Below are 26,175 nucleotides of genomic sequence, written 5' to 3' on the forward strand. Positions count from 1 at the left end.
CTATGAACTTTGTCACGGAATCTCTGCGGCGCCACGCCGTCACGATTAGCCTGAGTCTGCTGCTGGGGCTGGGCGTGGCCTATTACACTCTGGGCTACTTGCCCGCGCGGGAAGCCTACTTGCGGGCGCGCTATTTCCGGGTGATGAGCCGCATTGGCGAGAACCTCCAGAACAAAGGCCAAGCGTATGGCAAGCGGGTGGACGCCATGCGGCGCGAAATTCAGCACGGCGTCTGCCAGCGGCAGCTTTCCCGTTGCGGCCAGGTCCCAAGCAATGGTAACGAGCTGGCACTGTACAAGAAAGTAGCGGATTCATTGCGGCGAGAGTGGCAGCGCCAACGGTTGAACACGCCCGTTTTTGAGGCGCTGAAGCCATCGGCCAACCCCGATGATCCTCGCAGCGTGGGCGAGCTGGTGGGAATCCGCTGGCTGCCCGCCCGCCAGCAAGTTCAGTTTGAGCACGTGTTCGATGCCCGGCAAAACGTGGTCAGTTCCACTTCCATGGCTGATTTTGTGCACAACCTGCTGCGGCCCGACGCGTTCCGGGACTTTCTCGTTATTGGCCCCGAGGAGTCTGGGGGCACCGTGCCGCAGCTCAATCAGGTGTACTACAGCACCTTTCCGGCTCCCGCCACCGTGCAGTTTTCCGGCGGGGCCACCAGCAAGGCGCCGCGCTGGCTCCGGGACACCACCGGCATTCTGGCCCCGCGCCAGGTGGAACTGGCTATCAATGGGCAGTCGTACCAGCTGTTTGTGGAACCAATACGAGTGAGCGGCACCACCACCTGGCTGCTGGCGGGGGCCGTCCCTACCGCGGAGTTTCGGAACAAGCAGCTAGCCCTACCCGACAGTGTGCTGGAAGTGGCTTTGGCGGTTATCCTGCTCGGGCTGCTGGCGCTGCCGTACATGAAGATAGTATTCATGAATGCCCGCGAGCGACTCAGCCGAAACGACGTGGTGCAGTGCGGGCTGTCGTTGGTGTTCGGTACCACTTTTCTGATGCTGCTCTCGCTCTCGCCGGTTGCCAAGTATGACTTGGAGCCCGATCTGTTGGATGCCCAGCTTCGGCAGCTCTCGGGGACCGTGGAAACGGCACTGACCCAGGAGCTGCGCGATATACGGGCCACGTTGCGCGCGGCGGAGGCCGGCCTGCGCCGCGCCGAAGCCCAGAAGCAGCTAAGCCAACAGGAAAAAAGCCAAGCGAAGCTCCGCAAGCTGTATCTAGACAAGACCACCGCGCCGACAGAAAACTACCTGCCCGCCAGCAAGCTTCTCCCGGCCGCTGTGGGCTTGAACAATGACCCCCGCGTCTGGCAAGCCCCCATCGACCGAATACAGTGGCTGGACCGCCAAGGGGAAGGATTGGTGTTCGTAGATAAGCTCTCCACTAGATTCAACCCTAGCCTGCAAGACCGGGAGTACATGCAGCAAGCACTCAAAGGCGACCTGTGGCGGTTTCCGGCAGATTCCTCCCCTGACAGTACGAACTTGAGCGACACGCTTTTCCGACTGGCCTCGGTGGTCCGTTACGGCCGCAAGGGCGAAAAGGCGGCGGTATTTGCACGGCCGAGCCGCCAGTCTTTCTCCCAAGAAGGAGGGGCGCGCCGCCTGGCGAAAACCGACAGCAGCGTACAATCGGTGCTGAGCATCTACACCACCCAGCTTCGTTCGCTCTCGGCTCCGCTGCTGCCGCCCGGCTACAGTTTCTGCGTGCTGGATGAGCAAGGTGAAGTTCAGTTTCATTCCGATGACCGCCTGAGTCTGAGCGAAAACCTATTTCAGGACACCGAGCCGGTTGCGTTACTGCGCACTGCCCTACTCACCCAAGAAATGACGCAGGGCGTTGTTCAGTACCAAGGGCATTATCAGCGCGTATGCATCCGGCGGCTAGGCACCTGGCCGCTGTACCTAATGACCATGGCCGACCTGCGGGCAATCCAGGCCCGTCAGATGCAAACGCTCAGCCTAGCGGCCACGCTGCTAGGCGCTATTGGTCTGGGGCACCTGCTGTTCCTCGGCCTTTACGTGCTGGTGCTGCCGCGCCACCATCGGCTCCTGAATCTGCGCTACAGCCTTCGCCGGCTTTGGCCCCGGCCCGAACGGGAAGCAGCCTACTGGCGCATTGTGGTGGCCTTGGCGGGTGGGGCGGCCCTGCTCATGCTGTTTGCAGACCGTACGCCGCCCTCCGAACAGCCATTTCTGCTGCTGTTGTTGCCCATCTACACTTTTGGGTTCGGCTTCTGGCAGTTGCAACTGCCTTCCGACAGAAAAAGCCAAGCCCTAGCCAGGGTGAGTGTCCTGGTGCTGGCGGAAGTGATAGCCTACAACTTGCTGGCGCTTTATTGGGCGGGTCCTAGTGGCTACATTCTTCTGTTTCAGGTGGCCTTGCTGATGCTGTTTCTCGGGTTGTCTTTCCTGGCAAGAGAGCAACGGACGTCATTCGCCCCCTTGTTTCAACACAGATTTCCCCGGATTGCCGCATGGCTGCGGCGCGGCGCGGTGGCGCAAGCACGGCCCATCAAGTGGTTTCAGACTCGAAATCCTACTTACTGGTTTCAGCGGGCTTACGCACTGATGATGCTCGGCTGGGTGGTAGTGGTCAGTATTCTGCCTCCTATTTACTGCTACCACCTGGCTTACCGCGTCGAGCGGGAGTTACAGCTGCATTATGCCTACCTGCGCCTGGACCAGCAGTTGCAAACGCCCCTGGCCGCCGCGGAGCGGCTAAGCGGCCAGGAACAAGGGCACCGCAAGGCCTATCTACCCTTCTTCTTTGGCACCTACTACAACGTAGTACCTACTGCGCCCATTGCGCAACCCAGCCGTTCCACCAAGAATTTGCGCAAGCTGGTACGGTGGCTACATCCTTCCTTCGACACCCTGGCTCAAGCTCCCCAAAGCACCCTACCTCTGGGAAATCGTGCGCCGCTGTTGGTCACCGAGCATACGGCGCGGGAAGGGGGAGAGCATAATCGTCTACAAGCATATATTCCTCGTCCCAATGGTACCTACGCCCGGTTTACGGCCCACGTCAGCGACTTAGCCTGGGGCCGGCACTGGTATTTGCCCCAACCCATTGTGCGGAACGAGGCAACAGCGCGTTACGTGGTGCGCTGGCTGCGCCAAATGGGTTTGTCGTTGCTACTGGGCATTGTGCTATATGCGCTACTGCGCGTCCTGACGCGGCGGGTGTTCAATCTGCACCTGCTCAGTTTGAAAGAATTGGTGCATCAGGCCCCGCCTTTACCGGCCGCTCGTCAGTACTTGATTGACCCCTTCGACAGCACTTTCTCTCAGAGGAATTTTGACCATTCGAGCGTGCTGCGCCTCGATTGTCGCCAGCTAGTATCCCAATCGCCGACCAGCTCTTTCCTGAAAAAAGCGAAAAAATTTCTGCTCGACGTGCAGAAGCCGGCGCCGCGTATCATTGCGCTAGAGCACTTCGACTACCGTCCTCAGGATTCGGAGTTTACCCGCGCCAAAACCGAAGTACTGGAGCAGTTGTCAACCCTACCGCCCGCTTTCCGCGTGGTGGTCGTGTCGAAGGTGCATCCGGCTCTGTTTGCCGACTGCGGGCACAGCCGCGAGCAGTGCCCCAACAAAGAGCAGCACCAACAGGTGTGGGCGCTAGGCGACCGTCTGCTCGATGCGTTGGCCGACTTCACATTCGCCTACGAATCGCCTCAGTCGCAACCTCCTCTGTGCCCCGACCGCCCCTGGCAAGCCCCACCCGACAAGCTGGAGTTGGCACAGGAGCTGGCCACCGAAGAACAGAATTTCCGGGGTGAAATGCGGCGTATTCTTTGGCAACCAGGAGTTTCCGACACCTCCCTAGAAAAGGAAATGCAGCCTTATGTGGCCTTGCGCTGGTTTGTGAAAGTGGAGTGTCGCGCGCTTCCCGTTTTATGGCCGCTGGAGGAAGAGCTAGAGTTTTTTCTGCTCGACAGCGCCTACAGGAGTCACGTGCCCACGGAGGAAGATATCATTCTGGCCACTCAGCGCCGGACCCAGTTCCAGCTGCGCCAACTCTGGGAAACGCTGAGCCCTACCGAACGATATCTGCTCTACGACCTGGCACAGGATGGCTTGGTCAATGGCCGAGACTCCCTAATCATCAACGACCTGCTCCAACGTGGCCTGCTCCTGTACGACCACCGGGGCCTGCGCATTGTCAATGAAACCTTCCGCAGCTTCATCCTGGTGGGTTTGCCCCAGGAACAGGCGCTTCGCATTGAGCGCGAAGCCCAGCAGGAAGCCCAAAGCGACAGCGCCTGGAGCCAGCGCAGCTTCCCGGTTTTCTTGCTGCTCTCCGCCGCCGGGCTGTTTATATTCGTCACTCAGCGCAGCGCTCTGAACGAGATTCAGTCTTTCCTGACCGCCGTCCTGAGCATCGCCCCCCTAGCATACCGCTTCATCAGCTTTTCAGTTAAACCAGCCGACTCGGCCAAGTGATAGAACCTTCAAGTAGTAACTAGTAGATAGTTGGCTATTAGACAAAGAGCCAATCCTGCTAGAGTCACCTACTGTTTATCTCGCTACTTACTACCAACTACTCCCTGAAGCAGGCAAGCACGAGGCGCTAACTGTTCATTCTTCGCTCTGAGCAGATAGTATTTTGGGGTTCTTCCTGCTGCTCTACTGCACCATCTTCTGCATCTCTGGTTCCGCTTCTGTGCGCAGCACAAACCCCACCCGATGAATGGTTTGCAGATGCAAGGCCGGGTCGTGACGGAGGAACTTGCGCAGCCGCGACACAAATACGTCCAGGCTGCGGCCCAGGAAATAATCGTCGTCGCCCCAGAGGGCCTGTAGGATGTCTTCGCGCCGCAGCACTTGGTTGAGATGCTGCGCGAAAAAGGCTAGTAGTTGGCCTTCTTTCTGAGTGAGCCGGGCTTCGCCGCCAGGCCCGAGCAGGCGGAAATCGTGGGGGTAAAACTGGTAGCTACCGAGGTGATGCACAGGCCGGGCCGGCGTTTCTACGGCCCGGCGGCGCAAAAACACTTCCATGCGCAACACCAGTTCTTCCATGCTGAAAGGCTTGGCGATATAGTCATCGGCGCCGGTTTGAAAACCGATGATTCGGTCTTCGTTCAGAGATTTGGCGCTCAGAAAGAGAATGGGTACCTGCGGGTTACGCGCCCGAATGTGCCGCGCCAGGCCGAAGCCATCTACCTGGGGCAGCATCACATCAAGCAAGCACAAATCAAAGGTGGTGGGCTCGTTGCTGAAGGCAGCTATGGCCGCGGCGCCATCGGAGTAGTGCGTCACGCGGTAGCCGCGCAGCGCCAGATTGTCGAGGGTGACGAAGCTCAAATTAACATCATCCTCGACATACAGAATGTGGGGCTGCGTACGGGCAAGTGGCATAGTAGTAAGACCTGAGACCATAGGAGTGAGAGGTGAGACCTTGGATGCTGGTTATTCATCGGCCTATTAAACACAAAGCTTACAACTCTAAGCGTATAGGTTACAGCTCTCCTCTCAGCAGCGGCAGCGTGAGCGTGAAGGTGCAGCCCTGACCGACAACGCTATGTAGTGCCATCTTCCAACCGTGGGCGGCCACCACGTTTCGCACGTAGTACAAACCCAGCCCAAAACCCGGCACGACGGCCGTATTGCCGGCCGGCACCCGAAAGAACTTGTCGAACACCCGCCGCTGATGCGCGGGCGCGATGCCGGGGCCGTGGTCGGTGAAATGAAGTACGTCTTCAGGTGCTCAAGCTGCAAGGCACCGTGGTAGCTGCTAATTAGAGCGCGTTTGCGGTTGCCGTCCGGCGTGTAGCGCGAAGCTCCCGCTTCGCGCGTCGTTGCTGATGTCTGAGTTGTGTCAACGATTGTCGTTCAACGATGCGCGAAGCCGGAGCTTCGCGCTACTGTCTATGCCAGCCGATAAAAGGGCCGCCCTGCGAAGAGCGGCCCTTTTGGCGTGGGGTTGCGTAGTGAGAAAGGCAGCCGACTGTAACCTTGCCTGCTCGCCTTCGTTATTAGCCAATATTATTAGTCTCCGCAAACTAAAAATTTGAGCCATATGAAAATTCCCGTTGAAAAAGGCCAAGACAAAGGCTTTCTGCCCGATGGCCGCCACACGGTCGAAATCACCGACATTGAAGAAGGCGTGAGCGAGCACCAGAGCGTGCCGTTTTTCGCCGCCCGCATGGAAAGCGAAGACGGGTTCGTGACGCAGCGCTTCTACAACTCCGATGCTGGCCGGCCCATCATCCTGCAACTGTACTCGGCCGTAGGCATCAAGCCCGAAGAAGGCAAAAGCCTCGACACCAAGCAGCTCATCGGCAAGCGCCTCTCCGTGGAAGTAGGCGACCATTCCTACGCCGACCCTGCCACCGGCAACGAACGCAACATCCGGCAAGCCACCGGCTTCCGGGCGGCGTAGCAGCCACGTATTTCGCACTGGCAGGTATTCGCCAGCCAGGTGCGTTAGGATAGACGGCGACTGATGCCCGCGTTTGCCGGGCCACATAGCGTGGCTCGGCAAACGCGGGCATCAGTCGCGCTACACCAGTTGTTTCAGCACGCTTGCTGTCATACTGCCGACTGCCGGATACCTTCGGCGTAGGGCGTGGGCGCGAAAAAATGCCGCTCAAACTTCGAGCTGTCGAACAGATACGGCCGGTCGTTTTGGTACAGCATTTCCACCGACTCTCGCACCGGCTCCACGAATAAGCCCACGGCCCGCATCATGAGCTTGGACAGTGGGCTGATTTTGGGGCGCACACCATAAGCCGCCGCCGCGTGTTCGGTTAGTTGCCGCATGGTGAGAGCTGGCGCGGCAGTGGGCAGGTGCCAGGTTTGGCCGTAGGCGGCCGTGGTGGTGCCGAGCACCGCCGTGGCCCGGCCGGCATCGGGCGTGAACGTAAGCGAATGGGGATGGTCGGGGCTGCTCGGCCACTGGGCGGCCTTGCCCTTTTTCAGGTTATCGAAAACCAGCATGTTGGGCACAGAGTTGGCGATGGCCGGGCCGTAGAAATCGGCCGAGCGGGCAATCAGGGCCTGCACCTGGCCGCTCTGCATGGCGTCGAGCAGCTGCCGGGCAATGCGGGCGCGCACTTCCCCTTTCTTGCTCACCGGGTTGAACGGGGTATTCTCCGTCATGGGGCCTTCCACCGCGCCGTACATATATACGTTATCGAAGAAGACCAACTTTACGCCGTGGGTGGCGCAGGCGTTCAGCACGTTCGTCATCACCAGGGGCCAGTCGCGCTGCCAGGCTTTGGTGTTGTACGGTAGCCCCGCCACCAGATAAGCCACCGACGAACCGGCTACGGCGCGCGCAGTTTCGGCGGGGTTGGTGAGGTCGGCCGGCCACAGCTCATCGGTTGGGTTTACTGCCCGGGGCTGGCGGCTCACGAGTCGTAGGGGCTCGGCGGTGAGGGCAGGAAGTTGCCGGGCTAATTCGCGGGCGATGGTGCCATTGGCCCCAAGAATGGTTTGCATGACAATAGATTTTGATGAAAGACTACCATGCAAAGGTGCCGGTGCCGGCCGCCTTCTCTATTGACTTTGGTTAGGAAAACGAGTGGCTACAGCCGTTTGCGAATACGGCTCAGGCTTTCTGGCTTGATGCCCAGATAGGAGGCGATGTAGTGCTGCGGCACATGCTCAATGACCTTGGGCCGTTCCCGCAGTAGGTTGAGGTAGCGCTCCGTGGGCGAGTCGTAAATAAAGGACAGCTGCCGCTTGTGATAGAACGTGTAGATATGCTCGAAAAACGCCCAGAACAGCTTATCAATAATGGGGTAGCGTAGCGCCAACGCCTCAATGTCGGTCAGGCGCGCCCGCCAGATGACGCTAGCCTTGAGCACTTCGATGTTGAGCCGCGTGGGCGTGTGTTCGCGCAGGGCCACTATGTCGCCGGCCAGCGTGGGGCCAAAATAAAAGCTCGACGTAATGTCTTCGCCATTGGGGCGCAGGTAGTAGCCGCGCAGAATGCCGCTTTCCAGAAAGAACACGTCCTCTATCACGTTGCCTTCTTGCTGAATGCGTTGCCGACGGTCTGCCATCAACGGCCGAAACAGGGCAAATAGGGCTGCTGCCGCGTCATCGGGCACGGGGCAGAAGGTGCGCACGAAAGCCGAAAAGACCGACAGGCTCATAGCGGGGTAGTAGTAGCTGTAGGCGGACGCGTCAGCGGCCAATTAAGGCAAAAAGCACGAAGCAGCCTCCCTCACAATCAACTCGTGCAAGGTAGAACTTCATTGAAGATTACCTTATTACGGCATCATTCAGCACGTCGAAATCACCAACGGGCAAGTCTGGATTCACGTCAATAACACGGAGCACTACCTGGAAGAGGAATTGGCGCTGGAAGGCGTCGCGCGGGAAGACATTGTATGGGCGACTCTTTCGCCTGAAGATCGGGCGTAGTCGTTTGTAGCATTTCGCCGCGTTTCGGATTTTGGAACGACACCGGACACGTTTTTTTACGCATTCCGAATATTGCAATGCTCCCCGACGCTCGCTTCCGCACGTTCCGTATTTTGGAACGGCCTACAACAGCTGTTTTCCTGCGTTCCGATATGTGGAATGCACTACAGCCTGTGTTTTCCTGCCTTCCAAATGTTGGAACAAGCTCTGGTAGCTACTTCTGCTCCCGCACAACAAGGCCCCGCCGGTTTACCGGCGGGGCCTTGTGTTACAAATTAGGAGGCCGCAACTTATTGGGGTTGTTCTTTCTTGCTGGTGCCGGGCAGCATAGTAAAGTCGAAATAGCTTTCGGCCTGCGTTGGATCTTCCGCGAAGGCCGCCAACAGGGAGCCATAATGCGCGAACAATAGTACGGCCAACGCGCGCTGGTCGGCCTTGATGGTCTGGCTGCCGTCTTTGGTTTTTTTGGCGGCTTGGGCCTGGGCCGTATCGGCTTGCTCGAAGGCGGTGAGCAGCTCCTGTGCGCGGGCAGCCACGGTGGGGCCTATCTTTTCGGCGTACTTCTGCGCCGTCAGGATAAAGGCGCGTATGTCGGTGCCAATGCTGGTCTGGGAAGCACCGGAGAAGGCAGACCGGCCCTGCGGAAAAAACTCCTTGTAGACGCTTGAGTCTTCGTCGAAAACAGGCAAAATGAACTTGCGTGCCGCTTCCGCTGGATAGGCTTTCAGGGCCGTGAAGGCGTCTACCACGGTGCCCGTTTCGCCTTGGCGCTGCGCCACGGCAGCCGCTCCTGAGCCGAGCCCCACGCCAAACTGCGCATAGAGTGGGCGGAGCGCGGCGGCCATAGCAGCGGTATTGGGAGCTTTGGCCGGTTGGTTGGGAGCCTCTAGCGCGGCAAGATGTTCGCCAGCTATTTGCTTCATGTTTTCCCGGCTGATGCTTTTGCTCAGGAAGAAATTCTTGAACCGATTTTTGAAAGGTGATGCCATGCTTACAACAGAGAAAAAAGATGAGAGAACACCGGCCCCTACCGGGCAATACTGCACGGGCTGAATATAAAGGAAACGGCGATAAGCTCGGCAGCTCAGGCTTCTTTTTGTGAGGCATATCGCCTGGGTAGGATGGTGCGCGTTGCGGCCGGCCACCAAGAGGCGTAGTGAGTTGGGAACAGAATTCCCGCGCCGCAGGTAGTGTCTTATCCATATCCACAAACAAAAACTCCCACTGCCAGGCAAGGCCCGGAAGTGGGAGTAATAAGGCTAGCCGACGGCCAGTGTTTACGCTACCTTCCCTAGGGCGTGTTCGTCACCACTTGGCCGGCTTCGGGCTGGGCGGCAGAACGGTCCTTGAGCGTGCCTAGCTCGCGGCCTACTTCGATGAAAGCGTTGATGGCTTTGTCGAGATGCTCGCGGGTGTGGGCGGCGGAGAGCTGCACCCGGATGCGGGCCTGGCCCTGCGGCACCACGGGGTAGTAGAAACCTACCACGTAGATGCCTTTGTCGAGCATGCGGGCGGCAAATTCCTGGGCCAGTTTGGCGTCGTAGAGCATGACCGGCACGATGGGGTGCTCACCGGGCTTGATGTCGAAGCCGGCCCCCGTCATTTTCTCGCGGAAGTACGTGGTGTTTTCTTCCAGCCGGTCGCGCAGCTCGGTGCTTTCCGTGAGCAGGTCGAGCACGCGCAGGCTGGCACCCACGATGGCCGGCGCCAGCGTGTTGGAAAACAGATAGGGCCGGCTGCGCTGGCGCAGCATGTCGATGATTTCCTTGCGGCCCGACGTAAAGCCCCCCATTGCCCCGCCAAGCGCCTTGCCCAGCGTACCCGTGATGATGTCGACGCGGCCCAGCACGTTGCGGTATTCGTGGGTGCCGCGGCCGGTTTTGCCTAGGAAGCCCATTGAGTGGCACTCGTCTATCATCACCAGCGCCTCGTATTTGTCGGCCAGGTCGCAAATCTTATCGAGTTGGGCGATGGTGCCGTCCATCGAAAACGAGCCATCCGTGACGATGATGCGGTGGCGGGTGCCTTTGGCCTGCGCGTCCTGGAGCTGCTTTTCCAGGTCGGCCATGTCGTTGTGGGTGTAGCGGTAGCGCTGGGCCTTGCACAGCCGCACGCCATCGATGATGGAAGCATGGTTGAGCGCGTCGCTGATGATGGCGTCCTGCTCGTTGAACAAGGGCTCGAACACACCGCCGTTGGCGTCGAAGGCGGCGGCATAGAGAATGGTGTCTTCAGTGCCCAGAAACTCGGCCAGCCGGCGCTCTAGCTCCTTATGAATGTCCTGCGTGCCGCAGATAAAGCGCACCGACGACATACCGTAACCGTGCGTGTCGATAGCCTCTTTGGCCGCCTTCACCACCTCCGGGTGCGACGATAGGCCGAGGTAATTATTGGCGCAGAAGTTCAGTACTTCCCCCGCTTCCTGCGTTTCGATTTCGGCGCCTTGCGGCGAGGTAATGATGCGCTCCTTCTTGTAGAGGCCGTTGTCCTTGATTTCCTGAAGCTGCTTTTCGAGGTCGGGCTGGAGGGTGGTATACATCGGGTGGGTGACTGAAAATGAGGTGACAGGTTATACGCGACAGGTGACACGCCGCGCATGTGGCTTAAGCAAAGATAAGCCTGCGGCGTCGCTTGGTACTGTTGCAGAACTACTGTTTACTGCTGGCGGAAGCAAGGCTGTTATCAATAACAATGCGAAAGAAGACAAGGTCAGCAACAAAACTGCCTGAGCACCTTTCCTCTTGAAAAGAGTTGGAGCGAGACACCTCGTATACTTGCATCCTACCCTACGTCTTCGCCCATGCGCTTCCCCTCAGCCAGCCGCCTGCTCGGTTTCGCCTTTTCTCTGCTCTTGCCCGGTGTCGCCGCGGCCCAGGCGCCAACGCAGCCTTTCACCCCGCAAGTGCGTGAATTCATTCGGACGGACGCGCCGCTAATTGCCCTCACGGATGCTAAAGTCATTGACGGCACGGGGCGGCCGGCGCAGCTGCACCAAACGGTGCTGCTGCGGGGCAGCCGCATCGAACAGGTAGGGCCGGTGAAAAAGGTGAAGGTGCCTAAGGAGGCGCAGGTAATTAATTGCGCGGGCAAGACCCTGATTCCGGGCCTCGTGATGCTGCACGAGCACCTGTACTACACCATGCCAGCGGGCAGCTTCTTCAATATTGCCCAGATGCCCTACTCCTTCCCGCGCCTGTATCTGGCGGGCGGGGCTACGACCATCCGCACCGCTGGTAGCATCGAGCCGCAGACAGATTTGGCCATCAAGCGCCTGATCGGGGAAGGCAAGCTCATCGGGCCCGACATCGACGTGACGGCGCCCTACATGGAAGAACCGGGCATGGACATTCCGGCCCTCAACACCATCAATGGCCCCGAGGACGCCACCAACTCCGCCCGTTTCTGGGCCGATAAGGGTTGCACGTCCTTCAAAATGTACATGCACGCCACCCGCGCCGATTTGTCCGCCGTGGTGCGCGAGGCACACCAGCGCAGACTCAAAGTCACGGGCCACCTATGCGCTATCACCTACCGCGAAGCCGCGGAGCTAGGTATCGACAACCTGGAGCATGGCTTCATGGCTAGCTCCGATTTCGCCCCCGGCAAAGGCGCCGACAACTGCGACTACCCAGCCGCCCGCAAAGGCCTGCTGAACCTACCCGCCAACAGCCCCGAGATGCAGAACCTCATCCGCTTTTTGGTGAGCAAGAAGGTGGCCCTCACCTCTACCCTGCCAGTGTTCGAGCCCTATACCGGCCGCGAAGTGGTGCTAGGCGGCGGTATGGACGCACTGATTCCGCAGCTGCAAGAGCGCGAAACCAACACCTGGCAGCAGAACCAGCAGAAAGATTCGGCCAGCACGGCGTTATTCAAGAAGGAAATGGGCTGGGAAAAACAATTCCACGACGCGGGCGGCCTGCTCGTGTCGGGCACCGACCCAACGGGCGCGGGCCGCACCATTGCGGGCTACTCCAACCGTCGGCAAGTAGAGTTGCTAGTGGAAGCTGGCTTCACGCCCGTACAGGCCATCAAAATCAGTTCCCTGAACGGCGCCATCTACCTTGGCCGCGAGAAGGAAATAGGCACCATTGAGCCCGGTAAGCAAGCCGACTTAGTGCTCATCGACGGTGACCCCGAAAAAGATATTCAGCAGATGCGACGCATGGAAATCGTGTTCAAGCGTGGCGTGGGCTTCGATTCAGGAAAAATTTTCGAGTCGGTGAAGGGGAAGGTTGGCTTGCACTAATCTGTCGCGCAGACCTCACTTGGTGCGACACCTGGGGCCTTGGCTGGTCCAGATAGTACGAGTACCTAACTAGGGGGTGGCACTGCGGTGCTGCCCCTACGTTTTGAAGGCTGAATCAACTTCCTTATGCCCACTACTTGAAGCATAATTGGCTCTCTTGCTGGTAGAGTATGCCGCCTCACAGATCAGCTCAATCTACTCGACATTAAGGATTTAATATCGTTTTCTGTCGGTTTATGCGTATACTTCCTTCCCCCTCTCTACTTCTCACTTATGAAACGCAAACGAAACAAGCACCGCCGCCGTGAGCGGTGGGTACTACTGCTGTGGACAATTATGTTCGTCCTCATGATTTTGAGTATTGCTAGTGTCGCGCTGCAACGCGGATAGCCAACTGCTAATACGGTCTTCTTAGATAAAAAGCTATTAACCACGCAATTGCCTGCTGTTCCCACACTATAGGCAGTTGCGTGGTCGCTCTACCTGCGCGCATCTATCAACTGCGGCACCACGACTGAGGTCAGCCAGAGCTACCAACTGGCGAATGTGCAAGATGCCTACCTAGAGCAGCGCAAACAGCCGTAAATTCGTGGCAACGGCAGACTGGCTGCCCACGAATTTCCCGTTGTTGCATGCGTTTTTCTTCTTTTCGTTACGTCCTCTTGCTGGCCGCTGGCGTGCCTTTTTTTGCTTGCTCCGATGATAAGGAGGCGACACCCAACGTCCCGACCCTTCCCGAGCATCTTACCCTCGGCAATCCTAGCGGCGCTACTGCCGACGTAGGGCAACCTACTAACTACCTGCTTAGCAAGCCCCAATACGCCCTGTCGTATCATCGTGACCGGGGAATTCCCAACTGGGTAAGCTGGCACCTCGATGCGAGCTGGCGCGGCTTCGCCACACGCCAAGACGACTTTCGCCCCGATGCCAGCCTGCCTGGGGGTTGGTACCAGGTACAAGCCAACAGCTACTCCGGCTCGGGCTTCGACCGGGGCCACAACTGCCCTTCCGCCGACCGCACCAGCACCGTAGCCGACAATTCGGCCACCTTTCTGATGACCAATATGATGCCCCAGGCACCGCGCAGCAACCAACAGACCTGGGCCGATTTGGAAGACTACTGCCGCACTTTCCTCGGCACGGGCAACGAGGTCTACATCATCTGCGGCTCCTACGGCAAAGGTGGCACTGGGTCGAACGGCAGCCTCACCCAAACGCTCGACCAGGGCCGCGTAACGGTACCGGCCCGGTGCTGGAAAGTCGTGGTAGTGCTACCAACCGGCCCCGACGATGCCAGTCGCGTCACAAGCAGCACCCGCGTCATCGCCATTGACACACCCAACAACAATTCCATCAGCGCCAACTGGGGCCAGTACCGCACCAGCATCGACGCTATAGAAGCAGCTACCGGCCTAGACCTGCTTTCAGCCGTGCCAGTTGCCGTACAGCAAGTTATTGAAGCCCGTACCGATAACGGCCCAACGAATTAGCCGGGCTATAGGTCTGGCAGGAAGGAGGGCCTAGGTAGCGGCGTAGCGTCTATGCCTCAGCGCTGGGTCGAGAAGCTGCTTGGTGTGGCTTCCCGTTGCGCCTCTTCGATGAGGCGCTTAACGGTCGGATAATCCTCATCAACTACCAGCGAGTAGGGTTTGCCTTGGCCGTTTTGCAGCCGTTGCGTGAGTAGTAGAATATACGTTTCGCTGTTGTAGACGCTGATGTGCGCAATGGAATGCACCGCCAGCAGGTGCTTATCTTCCCCTTGTGAGACTTCAATAAACCCTTTCATGTAAGAGAGATTGACTTGGATTGAGAGCTTAGAACCTATTGATATCAGCTGCTGCCGATAGCCCAAAGCTAGTAGTTGTGTCAGAATTTCATAGAGGCTTTTTCAAATACAAAAGCTTCGCTGTTAAAAAGGGAATTTGGGCCGAGTGTGGGAGCGTTAGTAAGGACCCAACTGGGGCAGTACACCGACCTGATTTTGCCTAGTAGAAACGACTGGCTTTCCACAATGCAGCAGATCCAGCACGTTTCGGCAGCTTCAAGAATCCGATGAAAGAGTAGCAAATAGTTTGCGCGTAAAGGCCACCGATGGTTAGTTGAAGGCTGTTATCGTTGTGTTAACGCCGGAAGAAGGACCGCACACCTTCCCGGCCGCTATCCATGAGCTGCTGCTTCTGCGCGTCGGAAACTCGTTTAATTTTCGGGTTGAAGCCTAGCGTGCTGATGCTGATAGTGCGCGTCCAATCTTCTGGAAGCGCAGGGTTTAGGTTTTCGATGGCCACCGTGTAAAGGGCCCCAACGTAGGAGCCAAAATCGTGCACTCTGTAGGGCGCCAACTGCTGCCGGCCGCCGGGTTGTAGGTCGTAGGCTATCTGCTCGGCGCGGTCGAGGCGCAGGCCTAGGGTCTCGGGATTGAAAACGCGCGGCGTAGCGGCTCCAACTCTTCGTGTAACAATTTTATTTGCTACAAGAGAAATTGTTACAAGAAGTGATGAGTCAACTTCATTTGCTTTGGGCGAAAGTACTGCTCTCTTGGCCGCATCCGACAAATAGCGCGGATCATCAAACAAATCGATGGGATAGTTGGCAAGCAAGCCTCCATCAACCAACACTTCCACAGGCTGTCCCTTAGCTGGCCGTTGCACCACGTGGCCCAGCGTGTCGAGCAGAACGGCGCGAAAATAGAGCGGAATACTCATGCTGATGCGCACGGCATCGGCGACGCGCATAGAGGGGTGCGTTTCGTAACTAAACACTTGCAAACGCTGCGTGGTGAGGTTGGTGCCCGTGGTGTACAGGTCTCGGTACGTGGTGGAGTCGCGTAGGCGGAGTGCGTGGAGCTGGCCCAGCGTTAGATCGGGTTGCTGCGTTTTGCGGGCGACTAACTCGCTCAGATATTTCGTGAACTGGTCACCGCGATACCAGCCGTACTGTTTGAGAAGCCGGGTGGTGCCACCGAAAAACATGAGTCGGCCGTCGTTGAGCCGTTGCACGGGGGTATTGTTGAGAACCGCAACAATTTCCTGTGGCGAATAACCCACGGCCAGCAGCGCCGCCTGAATGGCACCAGCCGAGGTGCCGCCCATTCGCCGAATACCAGCCAGCACGCCCTGCTTCTCCAGTTCTTCCAAAGCGCCACCGTACGCAATGCCCCGAATGCCGCCGCCTTCCATTACTAGGTTGCGGTAAACTGGCTGGCTTGGTTGCGCTTTCACCGAATAAAAACCAGCCAGCAAGGCAAGAAGCAGGAATAGACTACGCATCAGGGAAGTAGAATTTTGAACTACACGAGTGGTGAGTGAAGTAATATATTTCGGCACTACTGCGGTTGTCGGGCGAGCCTTTTAGCACTCGACTTAGGAAAATGAAGGATTGTCTGCTGCCCCTCTGAGTGAAAAAACGGCTGGTACGTTGCATTGTCGGGGCAGCCAAACGCGTCGGGCCTGCATTTCGTACCGAAGAGCTGGGAGGTTCACTTGGTGTGGGAACCGCCCCGCCCGGTATCTTTACGCCCCTGTTTCCCACCTTTTCCACCTCCTCACTCCCTATGCAAACGTCCAGTTCCGCCACCACTCCCGGCGACACCATTCTTGTTATCGGCGCCGGCGGCCAGCTTGGCCTGGAGCTGACTCACGAGTTGCGCCAGCGTTACGGGGCTTCCAACGTGGTAGCAGCCGACGTGCGCGCCCCTAAAAATGCCGACGTACAAGGAGCCGGGCCGTTTGAGTTGCTGGATGTGCTGGACAAAAACCGGCTGGAAGAAGTGATGCGCCAGTACAAGCCCAAGCAGGTGTACCACTTGGCCGCGCTGCTCTCGGCCACCGCCGAGAAGAACCCCAAGTTTGGCTGGCAACTGAATATGGACGGCCTGTTTCACGTGCTCGACGCAGCCGTGGACCTGGGCGTGCGGCAGGTGTACTGGCCCTCGTCCATTGCCGTATTCGGTCCCGATACGCCTCGCCACAACACGCCCCAGCTAACTGTTATGAACCCCAACACGGTGTACGGCATCAGCAAGCTAGCCGGGGAGCAATGGTGCGAGTGGTACTTCCGCAAGCATGGCCTCGACGTGCGCAGCCTGCGCTATCCTGGCCTCATTGGCTACAAGAGCCTGCCCGGCGGCGGCACCACCGACTACGCCGTCGACATCTACCATAAAGCCGTAGCGGGCCAGCCCTACGAGTGTTTCCTGCGGCCCGACACGTACCTGCCCATGATGTACATGCCCGACGCGCTGAAGGCCACACTGGACCTCATGCACACGCCAACTGAGCAGATCAAGGTGCGTTCCAGCTATAATCTCGGGGCCATGAGCTTTTCGCCGCAGGAAATCACGGCCAGCATCCAGCGCCACCACCCCGAGTTCCAGGTAACCTACCAGCCCGACTCGCGCCAGCAAATAGCCGACTCCTGGCCCGCCAGCATAGCCGACACCGCCGCCCGCCAGGACTGGGGCTGGCAGCCAGAATTCAACCTCGATAAAATGACCGACGACATGCTGCTGCACCTGCGCCAGCCAATAGCCGAGCCCGTGCTATAGCCTACGCTTCGGCTTGCGCCGCCAGTTATGAAAGCCTCGCCCTATCGGTGGGGCTTTTCTGTGTAGTCTATAAACCTGACTAAAATCAATACAGTCTCAGCGGTAGAGCTAGGTGCCGTTAATGCCACAAACCAAATCCTGCATTAGTCTATTTCCCAAAAACTCGCTTGTACAACCACGTCACGGCCAGAATGCACAACATAGCAAACAACCAGTTAGCTACCAATCCATATGGCAGTGGAGTTAACAGCTTTAAGATGTAAAGCAACGTCTTTGCGGCAAAACCAGATGGCTTGCTCCATGCAGCGGCGTGCTGATATAGCACGCTGAATAAAACGAGAGGCCAATAGATAACCGTAGACCACAAAACAGTGCGTAGTGGGAAGCTAGCGTGCATGGCGTTCTACTTTTTTCAGGATTTCTCGAGCTGTAGTTTGTATTCTACGATCGGTCGTTGCGTCTGGACGAGCCAAGTCGAAATGCGGGCCATTATCGTTTGAATTTTGTTGAGCCCCTTCAAAATATTGCCGTAAACTGGTTGGATTACTGAGCTTATCTCCCGGTATATCTATCCGTTCTACGTGCGTTATTTTCGTTAGGGCTTGATATAGCTGGGAGCTGCTTGGCACGGGGCTGCCCACCAAGACTACAGTAACCACTTTATACCCCATACGGTGCAACTTAAGAGCTACATGCGATTGAACTACACTTCCATAGCTATAACCAATCAAGACTAATTTACCCTCTTTACCTAAAGGGCTTTCACGCCAATCATTCAGTATCCGGTCAACAGCCTTGTTCACCATCATATCTGTTTTAATGCGTTGGCCCCAAGCCTGCGGAATACCACGCGTGTCATATTTGGTAGGCACCGGTTCATGTGTAAAAAGTCGAAACTCAGTCGTAAACAAGATGTCATTCAAAGATGGGAGCCCCTTACCAGGAATATCATGCGAAATATTCGTGATAGGAATAAATTCTCGGGCGCCAGCCTGTTGAAAAGCTGTTGCCCAACGGCGAGTATACATCCAGCCGTCAGTATCTAGTCCAGCACCGGCGACGAAATAAATCCGAGTTTTTTGGGCTACTATAGCGTTGCGTGTTGCTGCAACGCGTCCCTGTGGCTGTGGCACCGGCGCAGGCCGGCCTTGGTGTGCGGCTGCGGCGCGGCCTGTTGGCTTCGACGCGGACTGATGCGGGCGGCTCTGGTGCAGGCCAGCGGCTCGGCCGCTTGGGCGGCCGGGAGGTGAATCAAATAGGCTCATCATACAACGAGGGATAGTTAGAAAACAAACCTACACAAAAACCACTGTCTTTATCAGAAACCATATAATCTTAGTAAAATCCTTCTACCTTTGGTCTTCTCGATTCTTTAGCCGTGCCTTATATTCTGCTCGCAACCCCTGCACGGCTTCGCTTCATTGCTACCAACTTTTTCTGCTTTATATGGCTCGACAAATTACCCTCGACGTGCGCTGCGCTGGCCGAACCTTGGCTCCTGGCCTCCATTTTCACTCCTTAGTCCTCACGCAAAGCCTGTTTGCCCCGCACGCGCTAACCATTGACGTGCCGTTCGACCACGTGGAAGGGCCACTCACGCCGTTTCTTACTAAGGCGCCGGGGCAGCTGCTCGGCCAGCCGCTGGAAGTGCTCATCCAGGCCGACCAGGACTTTCACTTCAATACGCCCCAGGAGCTACGCTTTAAGGGCCTGATAGGCGGACTCAGCACGGGCCAGGATTCGGACTACACCACCAGCATCCGGGTGCAAGGGCATAGCCCCTGCTTCCGGCTGAGCGACGGCCTGCAAAAGCGCACCTTCGTTAAGCAAACACTGACGGCCATTTTCAACCAGGTACTCGCGCCTTACGAAACCAACCTGCTGCCGCGCGTCATTAAGCCCGTGCATCAGGCACCCTTGCCTTATGTGGTGCAGTACGAGGAAACCAACTATGCTTTTCTGAGCCGGCTGGCTGCCGAGTACGGCGAATGGCTCTACTACGATGGCCAAACCTTACGCTTGGGTGCGCCTGATACGACTAAGGCTATCGACTTTGAAGCCGATGGCGAACGTAACGGATTTCACTTTGGCCTGGAGTTGCAGCCCACCCGCACCACGCTCTACGAATACGACTACAAGCGCCACCTCCATACTACCGGCGACACCACCACGCAGCAGGTAGCCGGCTTGCAGCAGCACCGCTATGGCAAGCAGGTATTGGCGCAGGCCGAAGAGCTGTTTAAGCAGCCAACGCACGTAGCAGCCGAAGTGCCGGGCGCATCGCCTTCGCAGCTCGCCGATGAAGCCCGCGTACTTAAAGCCAACCGTGCCGCCGACCTGGTGAAAGTGCAGGGCTTTAGCGACTATCCGGCCCTCTCGCTCGGCGCTTTACTGGCCATTCGTGGGCAAGGATTTGGCACCCGCAACCTCGACGAGGAAAGCTTCGGCACGTACCGTATCATCGAAATCACGCATCACGTTGATGCCCTGGGCAACTACCGCAACTCGTTCACGGCCATTCCGCACCTGCTCGACGTGCCGCCCGTGAACCCGTATTATGCTGCCCCTCATGGCACACCTGAGCTGGCAGAGGTCATTAGCGATAAAGACCCCGATAAGCTGGGCCGCCTGAAAGTGCGCTACCATTGGCACGTAAAGAATAAAAAGGACGCCGAATCCACTTGGCTACGGCTGCTCACCCCCTACTCCGGCAATGGCAAGGGACAGCTGTTCAAGCCCGAGGTAGGTTCGCAGGTGCTCATTGGCTACCACGGCAACCTAGCCGAGCAGCCTTTCGTGCTGGGCAATATGTTTCATGGCAACAACAAGCAGAAAGCCAGCTACTCGCCCGCCGGTAATGGTGTGAAAGGCTTGCAAACGGCCGGCGGTAACAAGATCACCTTCCACGACCAGCGCGGCGCCGAGAAAATTGTCATCAGCAACGGCAAAAGCGGCAAATCCAAAGAAACGGCCCTGGAGATATATTTCGCCGACAACGGCGGTATCACGTTGCGCACCTCGGGCAGCATCCAACTCAGCGCGGACGACATCATTCAGCTCAGCGCCCGCGAAATCCGATTGGACGCCGATGAAAAGATTGAGCTTACATCCAGGAATCAGGTGAATGTTACCACCGAAGATTTCAAGGTGAATGCCAACAAAACCGCTACCGTAGAGGCCGCGGAAACAGCTAAGCTAGCGGGCACGCAAAAAACCATCGTGGAAAGCCCCACCGCCGTTGATATGGTCTCGCAGGGTACAACCGACATCAAGGGCCTCATCGTTAACATCAATTCCTAAATTGCCGCCTCATGGGACAAGGAAAACCAGCCGCGGGAGTGTTCGACGGCGCCGGTCACGGCGGCTCCGTCGCTATCGGCTCCACCAACGTCTTCATCGGCGGCAAGCCCGCCGCCCGCCAGGGCGACTCCATCATGTGCTCTATGCACGGCACGGGGGTCATCACGCAAGGTTCGGCCACGGTCTTCATCAACGGGATGCCCGCCGCCCGTATGGGCGATGTGACGGGGTGCATGGCACCTAGTTTAGCAACTTTTAGTGTTCCACCTACACTCGGCGCTCCACCAGTTGAAGGAGCTGTAAGCATGGACCCCCAAAAAAATGGGCAATTCCACGAGCAAAATGATAAGGAGAAGAACGGTGTTACATCCATGCACGCAGAAGGACACATTACTGACGCTAATCAGGATGGTTCTTATGATAGTATGGACGGGGCTGCTGAAGTCCTTCGTGTACGCAACAGTGGCACTTTAGCAAAGGCAAACGGGGCAGAACTGTATGGCACGCACAGCGCTGATATACTTTATGTAAACGGAAAATATTCTGCCCCTATGACCGACAGAGGCGGAAGCATTAGCGCTGGAGCTGAGGCGGGGATGGTTAAATGGGGAGGCTCTATTATGGCAGCACCAGAAGGTGCAGAAGGCCGGAACGGAAGTGGCGTCGCCGTTGAAGCTAATGGGTTCCACGCAAAAGCCGATGGAGACCTCCTCGCTGGTGACGATGGTGTTCGCAAAGGGTTCTCTGTAAAAGGTGAAGCAGGAGCAGAAGTTGCCTCTTATGAATTTGCAACGGTAGGAACAACTCCTTCTATCAATGGGTACAATATTCAAGGCACGCGCAAAAGTGGAGGAAGCTTCCTAGCTTCACCAGGCGGTGGTGCAGGTCTTTGGTGCTATTTAGACAGAAAAACAAGTAGGATATACGCTGGTATCAAAGGCGAAATAGCTTTGCTTTTTGGGATTAAAGCTGAATATGAAGTTTCTATTGGCGAAGAATTTAAAGCTGAGGTACCTAATGTTTCTTCCTTACCTGCTGGAGGCTATGTACGTACGCCAGGCTTCGGGGCAGGAGGTATATCAGGAACTATTCTTACAGGTATTCCATCTGTCTTGATTGGTTAAAATATGCAGGAGTTGCTTGAAAGGGGAATATGGTGGGTGTTATCGATAGTGATGTTTTATTTTATATTCCGCGATCTTTTCACTGGCAAATTTAGACCGAGGATATTTTATACTGGATGGGGCAACTTATACAAAATATACAATACTAATTTTTTTCCATCTGAAAGCAGCAGAATATCTATCCGTATTGGCGCTGAACTATATAATCAAACATGCCATATAGCATTTGACAATGCTTACGTCTATCTAAAAACTCCCTCACTTCTTGGCAGATCAAAAATTCGAATTCCTTATAAAGATTTTATACTTATTTCCCCACCTAGCGTCGCAAAAGTGATGCTTTTCAAAATTCCAGTTTATGGCGTATTCAAGATCATAAATGTGGATGTATGGATCGAAGAGAAGTACACGAATATCATTTTGCACCACACATGAAGAAGCAAACAGCCTCAGTGGCATTATTCGCTGTCTTACTGTTCTCACGCTGTGATAATCCATCCTCCGAAGTAGTAACGACTCCGAGTGAAGTAAAATCAACATCAATGTCAAGTCCGACTCAAGTCTACTTCCCAACAATAATCCCTTATAGCAAAGAAGAAATTTCAAAGCTATTTGGTGTGCTTGATTATGAGCAAGATCCTGACTCCGCGTTACACTTTGGAGTTATGATGCCTTTGCAATGGGGACAAGTAAAAGGAATTCGGCATCTGGTAACACGCAAACATCCGTTTGAACTTCGAGGGCACGTCAAATCACTAACAGGCCCAGAAGCGGAAATTAAAGTTTATATCGGGTACATAGAAGACGAAATAGCCCCGAGTGATTGGCTCTCTATTTATCTGGCAACACATGGGGAGAAAATATTGCGCGAGGTACATCTACCGCGAGAGGGTGGAGCGGTGCCAGATATATTGACAATCTCAAGTACCGAAGGTAGAGAACGTATTTCTCGCTGGCTGGTATTGAAGAAGTGGGCGAAAACAGGTGGCGGGCATTTATTTGTGGTACAAGCCAGCACCGAAGCTTCGCACTACTCGTCGGAAATGGCAAACGTTCTCTTCATGGCGATCAACAACTTTTATATTTCCCACCCAACGAAATGGCCCTACGCCGAGCAGTTGCGCACATTAGTGCGAGCTGTACCAGCCAAAATAGCCACAGCCTTTCCGCTCTCCTGGGAACAGCAAGAAAACCCGCTCAGCGACGAGCATTTCTACCAGGTGCAACTCACCAAGCAGTACGCGGGCCGGCAGATCGGGCGCATCAACTTAATGGTGCTGGCGGGCCAAACGGAGGCTGATATAGAACGCCTCGAGCAAGAAGCACGGGACGTACATGCCAAGGAAGGAATAAGTTTCGAGCCTAGCACGTTCACGGCCGCGCCCGACTTCGGGGGGCTGACCCACGTGCAGCGGGCCGTTGGCCAGCAGACCAACGCGGGCGAGGCCCCCGTGCAGGAGCGGCACGTGCTGCGAGGACAGGTAGGCAAGTACTGGTTTTACGCCGAGAGTATCCACTTCACCCGCGAGGCCGCTCCCAATGAGTGGGCCATCTGCAAGCGCGCCTTTGAGATCGTGCAGGAGCATCTGACCGTCAAGCCGTAGACAATTTCCGCATCTAGCCCCATCTTCTGTTTGCTGCACGGTATAGTGCCATCTCATATTCTTTTCAGCAGAACAACTATATGAGCACCAACGCTGAGCGGTAGCTATGAATATTTATGCGTATGCTCTTGGCTCTGGGTTCGTAAAAATTACCGAAACCATACTATATCGAATAACGCATGGCTTTTATCTTGGACCAGATAGGCCGCGTCTTGTATGCGTTAATAATTCTTTATGTTACGTATCGTTCTACCATAAAACCCTTGGCATCTCATTTTTTTCACTTGGGATGGAAGCAACTGCATAAAAAGTATGGCCTAGACGCCCCAACGTCATACAAGCCGCAAACCTCGGTGCGGGTTGGATGGAACCAGTATCCGCTTTCGGTGTGGGCCACCGATGAGGGCTTGTACCTGCAACGGCAGAGTAGTCTTCAGCCTACCACGCTGTGCCTGCCCTACCGCCAAATTCGGCAGGTGGCCCGACCACTAAACGCCCGCGTGTTCGCCCCCGACTTATACCACTTCTTTCGTGTGGATGGCCTGGATCTATGGATGGAAAAGAAGTATGGTCGTCACATTGTAGAGCATTTGCCCGCCACATGATCCATTACCTTAAATTGCTGGTTTTACTCCTGGCGCTCTGCAGTATAACCAGTTGCGACCATGCGCCTGATACATCTACCAAGAATTCTTCTCCCGTGTCCGCCTCTACTGTTAACGATTCTTTTCCTACCACGTCACCGTACTCATCCGCCCAAATACCCAAGCTGTTTGGCGTGCTCGATGACGATGCCGATCCGAATTCAGCTCTGCACTATAATGTAATGGTACCCCTCACCTGGCAGCAGATCAAGCTGCCCTGGCAGCCGCTCACGCCGGAGCACCCCGCGCAGCTTCAACTCCATATGCAGGCTCCCCGCGACTCGCCACCCGTGGAGCTTAAAGTAGTGCTGGGGTATAGCGTAGCGGAAACGGCGCCCAAAGATGTGTTAAGCACGAATCTGAAACGCATGGGTGAAAAGGTGTTGCACCAACGATTCACTCCCTCCGCCGGAGGAGCCATTCCCGATGTGCTAACCATACGCGGAGAGCCAGGCCAAGAGCAGATTACGCGCTGGACCGTCCGCAAGAACGCCCTGCCGCAGATCGGCGGGGCCTGCCTGTTCGTGGTTTCCGTTGGCACGTCGGCGGAACATTACACGCCGGAGATGGCGAGGGTATTTTACATGGCTATCAACAACTTCAACCTGCTACACCCTGCGGAGTGGCCTTACGCTGAGCAATTGCGCACGCTGGTGCGAGCCGTGCCAGCCAAAATAGCAACGGCTTTCCCAGTGTCCTGGGAGCAGCAAGAAAACCCGCTCAGCGATGAGCATTTCTACCAAGTACACCTTACTAAGCAATTCGCTGGCCGGCAGATTGGGCGCATCAGCCTAATGGTCATAGCCAACCAAACAGAAGCAGATATGGACCGCCTGGAGCAAGAAGCGCGGGACACGCACGCCAAGCAAGGACTTGCCTTTGAGCCTAGCCCGTTCACGGCCGCGCCCGACTTCGGGGGCCTGACCCGCGTGCAGCGAGCCGTGGGACGGCAGATCAACGCGGGCGAGGCCCCCATGCAGGAGCGGCACGTGTTGCGGGGGCAAGTGGGCAAGTACTGGTTCTACGCCGAGAGTATGCATTTCACGCGAGAAGCCGCCCCCAACGATTGGGCTATCTGCAAACGAGCCTTTGAGATTATGCAGGAGCACTTGACCGTCAAGCCATAACTAATAGTCATCACCTAATTTATAAGAACTCCACGCATAGATTCTTTCTGAGAGTAAAAGGCGAAGTCGCTGCTTTTCTCCGAATTAAGGGAGAACTAGAAGTTTCTAGGGGAAGAATTTCATGATTCCCCCACAAAAGCACCCAGTGGTTTGTATGTACATAGCCCTGGCTTTGGTATGGGTGGTGTCCCTGGCTCCCTCCTCTCAAGTAATCCTACCGTCTTGGTTGGCTATACATGACTTTCTCTGCCCTAGTATCTTGGCTGCCCGTTACTGCGATTGTTACTTTTCAGGGTTTGCTTTTCTACGCGATTATACGGTATGTCACGCTAGGCAAACTACGGTTTAATCCTTTCCGAAAAGGATGGAAGCACTTGCATAAACTATACGGGCAGCCCGGAACCCCCACAGGCCTGGATATTACGTCTGCTTTGATTGGGCCAGTGAGGTATAATGATTGCGTGTACATATCGTTGGATGCAAATGGAGTAAACCTCAAAAAGAAGTTTTTTGCTAAGGGGCACTTACATATTTCCTATTGCTCGTTCTTGATAACTGCTTTACCCAAAAGACATACCATCCTTCTGGTTCCGATCTATACGCAAGCCTTATTCAGCGTGAACGACGTCGAAATAGTTTTCGACAAAGAATATGCAGCTAAGATCATGAATATGATGAAGAAGGAAGAAATTACTGTGACCGGGTAAGAAGCCAAAGGCCTACTAGGTACTAATCTTCATTAGTGTAATTACATGACCGATGCAAAAAATACTCGAGCAAACAGTACAGTGAGTAATATTTATTATAATGTTCTATTTTATGTTCCGTGATCTTTTCAACGGAAGATTTAAGCCCCAGATATTCTACACTGGCTGGGGCAACTTATACAAGGTATATCACACCACCTCTTTCCCATCCAAAAGTCACCGAATATCGATTTGCATCGGAGCTGAAGCATATGACAACACGTGTCACATTGCTTTTGATGAAAAATACGTCTATCTGAAGACTCCTTCTCTGTTTGGCAGATCGAAGATGAAAATTCCCTTCGAAGACTTTACGCTGGTCACCCCACCAACAACAGCAAAAATATTCTTTTTTTTCGAAGTGCCTGTTTATGGTATATTCAAAGTAAAAAACATAGACCTATGGGTCATGTACTGATTATGTAGAAATGCAGTACCTTGGGTCATGGTACTAGAACCC

The 26,175-nt window shown here is 55.8% G+C and carries 20 protein-coding genes and 2 pseudogenes; 13 read left to right on the top strand and 9 right to left on the bottom strand.

Annotated elements, in window-relative coordinates:
* The first annotated feature begins 2 nt into the window (after positions 1 to 2).
* Complete coding sequence (locus ACYSMN_RS18085) at positions 3 to 4,451, top strand: cache domain-containing protein (protein ID WP_488925323.1); 4,449 nt, start codon at positions 3 to 5, stop codon at positions 4,449 to 4,451.
* Positions 4,452 to 4,634: 183 nt separating this feature from the next.
* On the opposite strand, the gene ACYSMN_RS18090 is transcribed toward ACYSMN_RS18085, so the two are convergent.
* Entirely contained in the window at positions 4,635 to 5,366 is a 732-nt protein-coding gene (locus tag ACYSMN_RS18090; RefSeq protein WP_488925324.1) for a response regulator transcription factor, read from the bottom strand.
* Positions 5,367 to 5,466: 100 nt separating this feature from the next.
* Positions 5,467 to 5,688: pseudogene (locus ACYSMN_RS18095) on the bottom strand (ATP-binding protein); the annotation flags it as partial.
* A 339-nt stretch (positions 5,689 to 6,027) separates the two neighbouring features.
* Between ACYSMN_RS18095 and ACYSMN_RS18100 the strand changes: the two are divergent.
* A complete protein-coding gene (locus ACYSMN_RS18100) occupies positions 6,028 to 6,390 on the top strand; it encodes a hypothetical protein (RefSeq protein ID WP_488925325.1) in 363 nt (120 codons plus the stop codon).
* Between the two features lie 149 nt (positions 6,391 to 6,539).
* Here ACYSMN_RS18100 and ACYSMN_RS18105 read toward each other — a convergent pair whose 3' ends face one another.
* Positions 6,540 to 7,451: an NAD-dependent epimerase/dehydratase family protein gene (locus ACYSMN_RS18105; protein ID WP_488925326.1), complete on the bottom strand. Its 912-nt coding sequence runs from the start codon at positions 7,449 to 7,451 to the stop codon at positions 6,540 to 6,542.
* 86 nt (positions 7,452 to 7,537) lie between these two features.
* The gene (locus ACYSMN_RS18110) at positions 7,538 to 8,110 is read right to left on the bottom strand and encodes a Crp/Fnr family transcriptional regulator (RefSeq protein WP_488925327.1); all 573 of its coding nucleotides are present in this window, start codon (positions 8,108 to 8,110) and stop codon (positions 7,538 to 7,540) included.
* 127 nt (positions 8,111 to 8,237) lie between these two features.
* Here ACYSMN_RS18110 and ACYSMN_RS18115 point away from each other — a divergent pair, with 127 nt between their 5' ends.
* A complete protein-coding gene (locus tag ACYSMN_RS18115; protein ID WP_488925342.1) occupies positions 8,238 to 8,381 on the top strand; it encodes an element excision factor XisI family protein in 144 nt (47 codons plus the stop codon).
* Between the two features lie 290 nt (positions 8,382 to 8,671).
* Here ACYSMN_RS18115 and ACYSMN_RS18120 read toward each other — a convergent pair whose 3' ends face one another.
* On the bottom strand, positions 8,672 to 9,370 hold the full coding sequence (locus ACYSMN_RS18120; protein ID WP_488925328.1) for a hypothetical protein: 699 nt from the start codon (positions 9,368 to 9,370) through the stop codon (positions 8,672 to 8,674).
* A 302-nt stretch (positions 9,371 to 9,672) separates the two neighbouring features.
* Positions 9,673 to 10,920, bottom strand: a complete 1,248-nt coding sequence (gene kbl / locus ACYSMN_RS18125; RefSeq protein WP_488925329.1) for a glycine C-acetyltransferase — start codon at positions 10,918 to 10,920, stop codon at positions 9,673 to 9,675.
* A 261-nt stretch (positions 10,921 to 11,181) separates the two neighbouring features.
* Here kbl and ACYSMN_RS18130 point away from each other — a divergent pair, with 261 nt between their 5' ends.
* Together ACYSMN_RS18130 and ACYSMN_RS18135 are read left to right on the top strand one after the other, a co-directional pair.
* Complete coding sequence (locus tag ACYSMN_RS18130) at positions 11,182 to 12,627, top strand: amidohydrolase family protein (RefSeq protein ID WP_488925330.1); 1,446 nt, start codon at positions 11,182 to 11,184, stop codon at positions 12,625 to 12,627.
* 632 nt (positions 12,628 to 13,259) lie between these two features.
* A complete protein-coding gene (locus ACYSMN_RS18135) occupies positions 13,260 to 14,117 on the top strand; it encodes a DNA/RNA non-specific endonuclease (protein ID WP_488925331.1) in 858 nt (285 codons plus the stop codon).
* 56 nt (positions 14,118 to 14,173) lie between these two features.
* Here the strand turns inward: ACYSMN_RS18135 and ACYSMN_RS18140 are convergent, their stop codons facing one another.
* Both ACYSMN_RS18140 and ACYSMN_RS18145 read right to left on the bottom strand, forming a co-directional pair.
* Positions 14,174 to 14,413 carry a hypothetical protein gene (locus tag ACYSMN_RS18140; protein ID WP_488925332.1) on the bottom strand — a complete coding sequence of 80 codons (240 nt, stop codon included), beginning with the start codon at positions 14,411 to 14,413 and terminating at the stop codon, positions 14,174 to 14,176.
* A gap of 334 nt (positions 14,414 to 14,747) precedes the next feature.
* Positions 14,748 to 15,893 (bottom strand): patatin-like phospholipase family protein, encoded by a 1,146-nt coding sequence (locus tag ACYSMN_RS18145; protein ID WP_488925333.1) that lies wholly within the window; start codon positions 15,891 to 15,893, stop codon positions 14,748 to 14,750.
* Between the two features lie 284 nt (positions 15,894 to 16,177).
* Between ACYSMN_RS18145 and ACYSMN_RS18150 the strand changes: the two genes are divergently transcribed.
* Positions 16,178 to 17,170: an NAD-dependent epimerase/dehydratase family protein gene (locus ACYSMN_RS18150; protein WP_488925334.1), complete on the top strand. Its 993-nt coding sequence runs from the start codon at positions 16,178 to 16,180 to the stop codon at positions 17,168 to 17,170.
* 386 nt (positions 17,171 to 17,556) lie between these two features.
* Here ACYSMN_RS18150 and ACYSMN_RS18155 read toward each other — a convergent pair whose 3' ends face one another.
* Positions 17,557 to 18,198, bottom strand: a complete 642-nt coding sequence (locus ACYSMN_RS18155) for an alpha/beta hydrolase (protein WP_488925335.1) — start codon at positions 18,196 to 18,198, stop codon at positions 17,557 to 17,559.
* 71 nt (positions 18,199 to 18,269) lie between these two features.
* On the opposite strand from ACYSMN_RS18155, the gene ACYSMN_RS18160 reads away from it, so the two are divergent.
* The 7 genes and pseudogenes from ACYSMN_RS18160 to ACYSMN_RS18190 all read left to right on the top strand — a co-directional run bounded on the left by ACYSMN_RS18160 (position 18,270) and on the right by ACYSMN_RS18190 (position 24,969).
* Positions 18,270 to 18,452 (top strand): hypothetical protein, encoded by a 183-nt coding sequence (locus ACYSMN_RS18160; protein ID WP_488925336.1) that lies wholly within the window; start codon positions 18,270 to 18,272, stop codon positions 18,450 to 18,452.
* A gap of 164 nt (positions 18,453 to 18,616) precedes the next feature.
* Positions 18,617 to 20,470 carry a type VI secretion system Vgr family protein gene (locus ACYSMN_RS18165; RefSeq protein ID WP_488925337.1) on the top strand — a complete coding sequence of 618 codons (1,854 nt, stop codon included), beginning with the start codon at positions 18,617 to 18,619 and terminating at the stop codon, positions 20,468 to 20,470.
* Positions 20,471 to 20,481: 11 nt separating this feature from the next.
* A pseudogene (locus ACYSMN_RS18170) lies at positions 20,482 to 20,646 on the top strand (PAAR domain-containing protein); the annotation flags it as partial.
* Between the two features lie 129 nt (positions 20,647 to 20,775).
* Positions 20,776 to 21,594: a hypothetical protein gene (locus tag ACYSMN_RS18175; protein WP_488925343.1), complete on the top strand. Its 819-nt coding sequence runs from the start codon at positions 20,776 to 20,778 to the stop codon at positions 21,592 to 21,594.
* Positions 21,595 to 22,637: 1,043 nt separating this feature from the next.
* Complete coding sequence (locus ACYSMN_RS18180) at positions 22,638 to 23,198, top strand: hypothetical protein (RefSeq protein ID WP_488925338.1); 561 nt, start codon at positions 22,638 to 22,640, stop codon at positions 23,196 to 23,198.
* Between the two features lie 263 nt (positions 23,199 to 23,461).
* Positions 23,462 to 23,803, top strand: a complete 342-nt coding sequence (locus ACYSMN_RS18185) for a hypothetical protein (protein WP_488925339.1) — start codon at positions 23,462 to 23,464, stop codon at positions 23,801 to 23,803.
* 95 nt (positions 23,804 to 23,898) lie between these two features.
* Positions 23,899 to 24,969 (top strand): hypothetical protein, encoded by a 1,071-nt coding sequence (locus ACYSMN_RS18190; protein ID WP_488925340.1) that lies wholly within the window; start codon positions 23,899 to 23,901, stop codon positions 24,967 to 24,969.
* Positions 24,970 to 26,175: the final 1,206 nt, after the last annotated feature.

The organism is Hymenobacter sp. M1-2 (assembly GCF_057808495.1).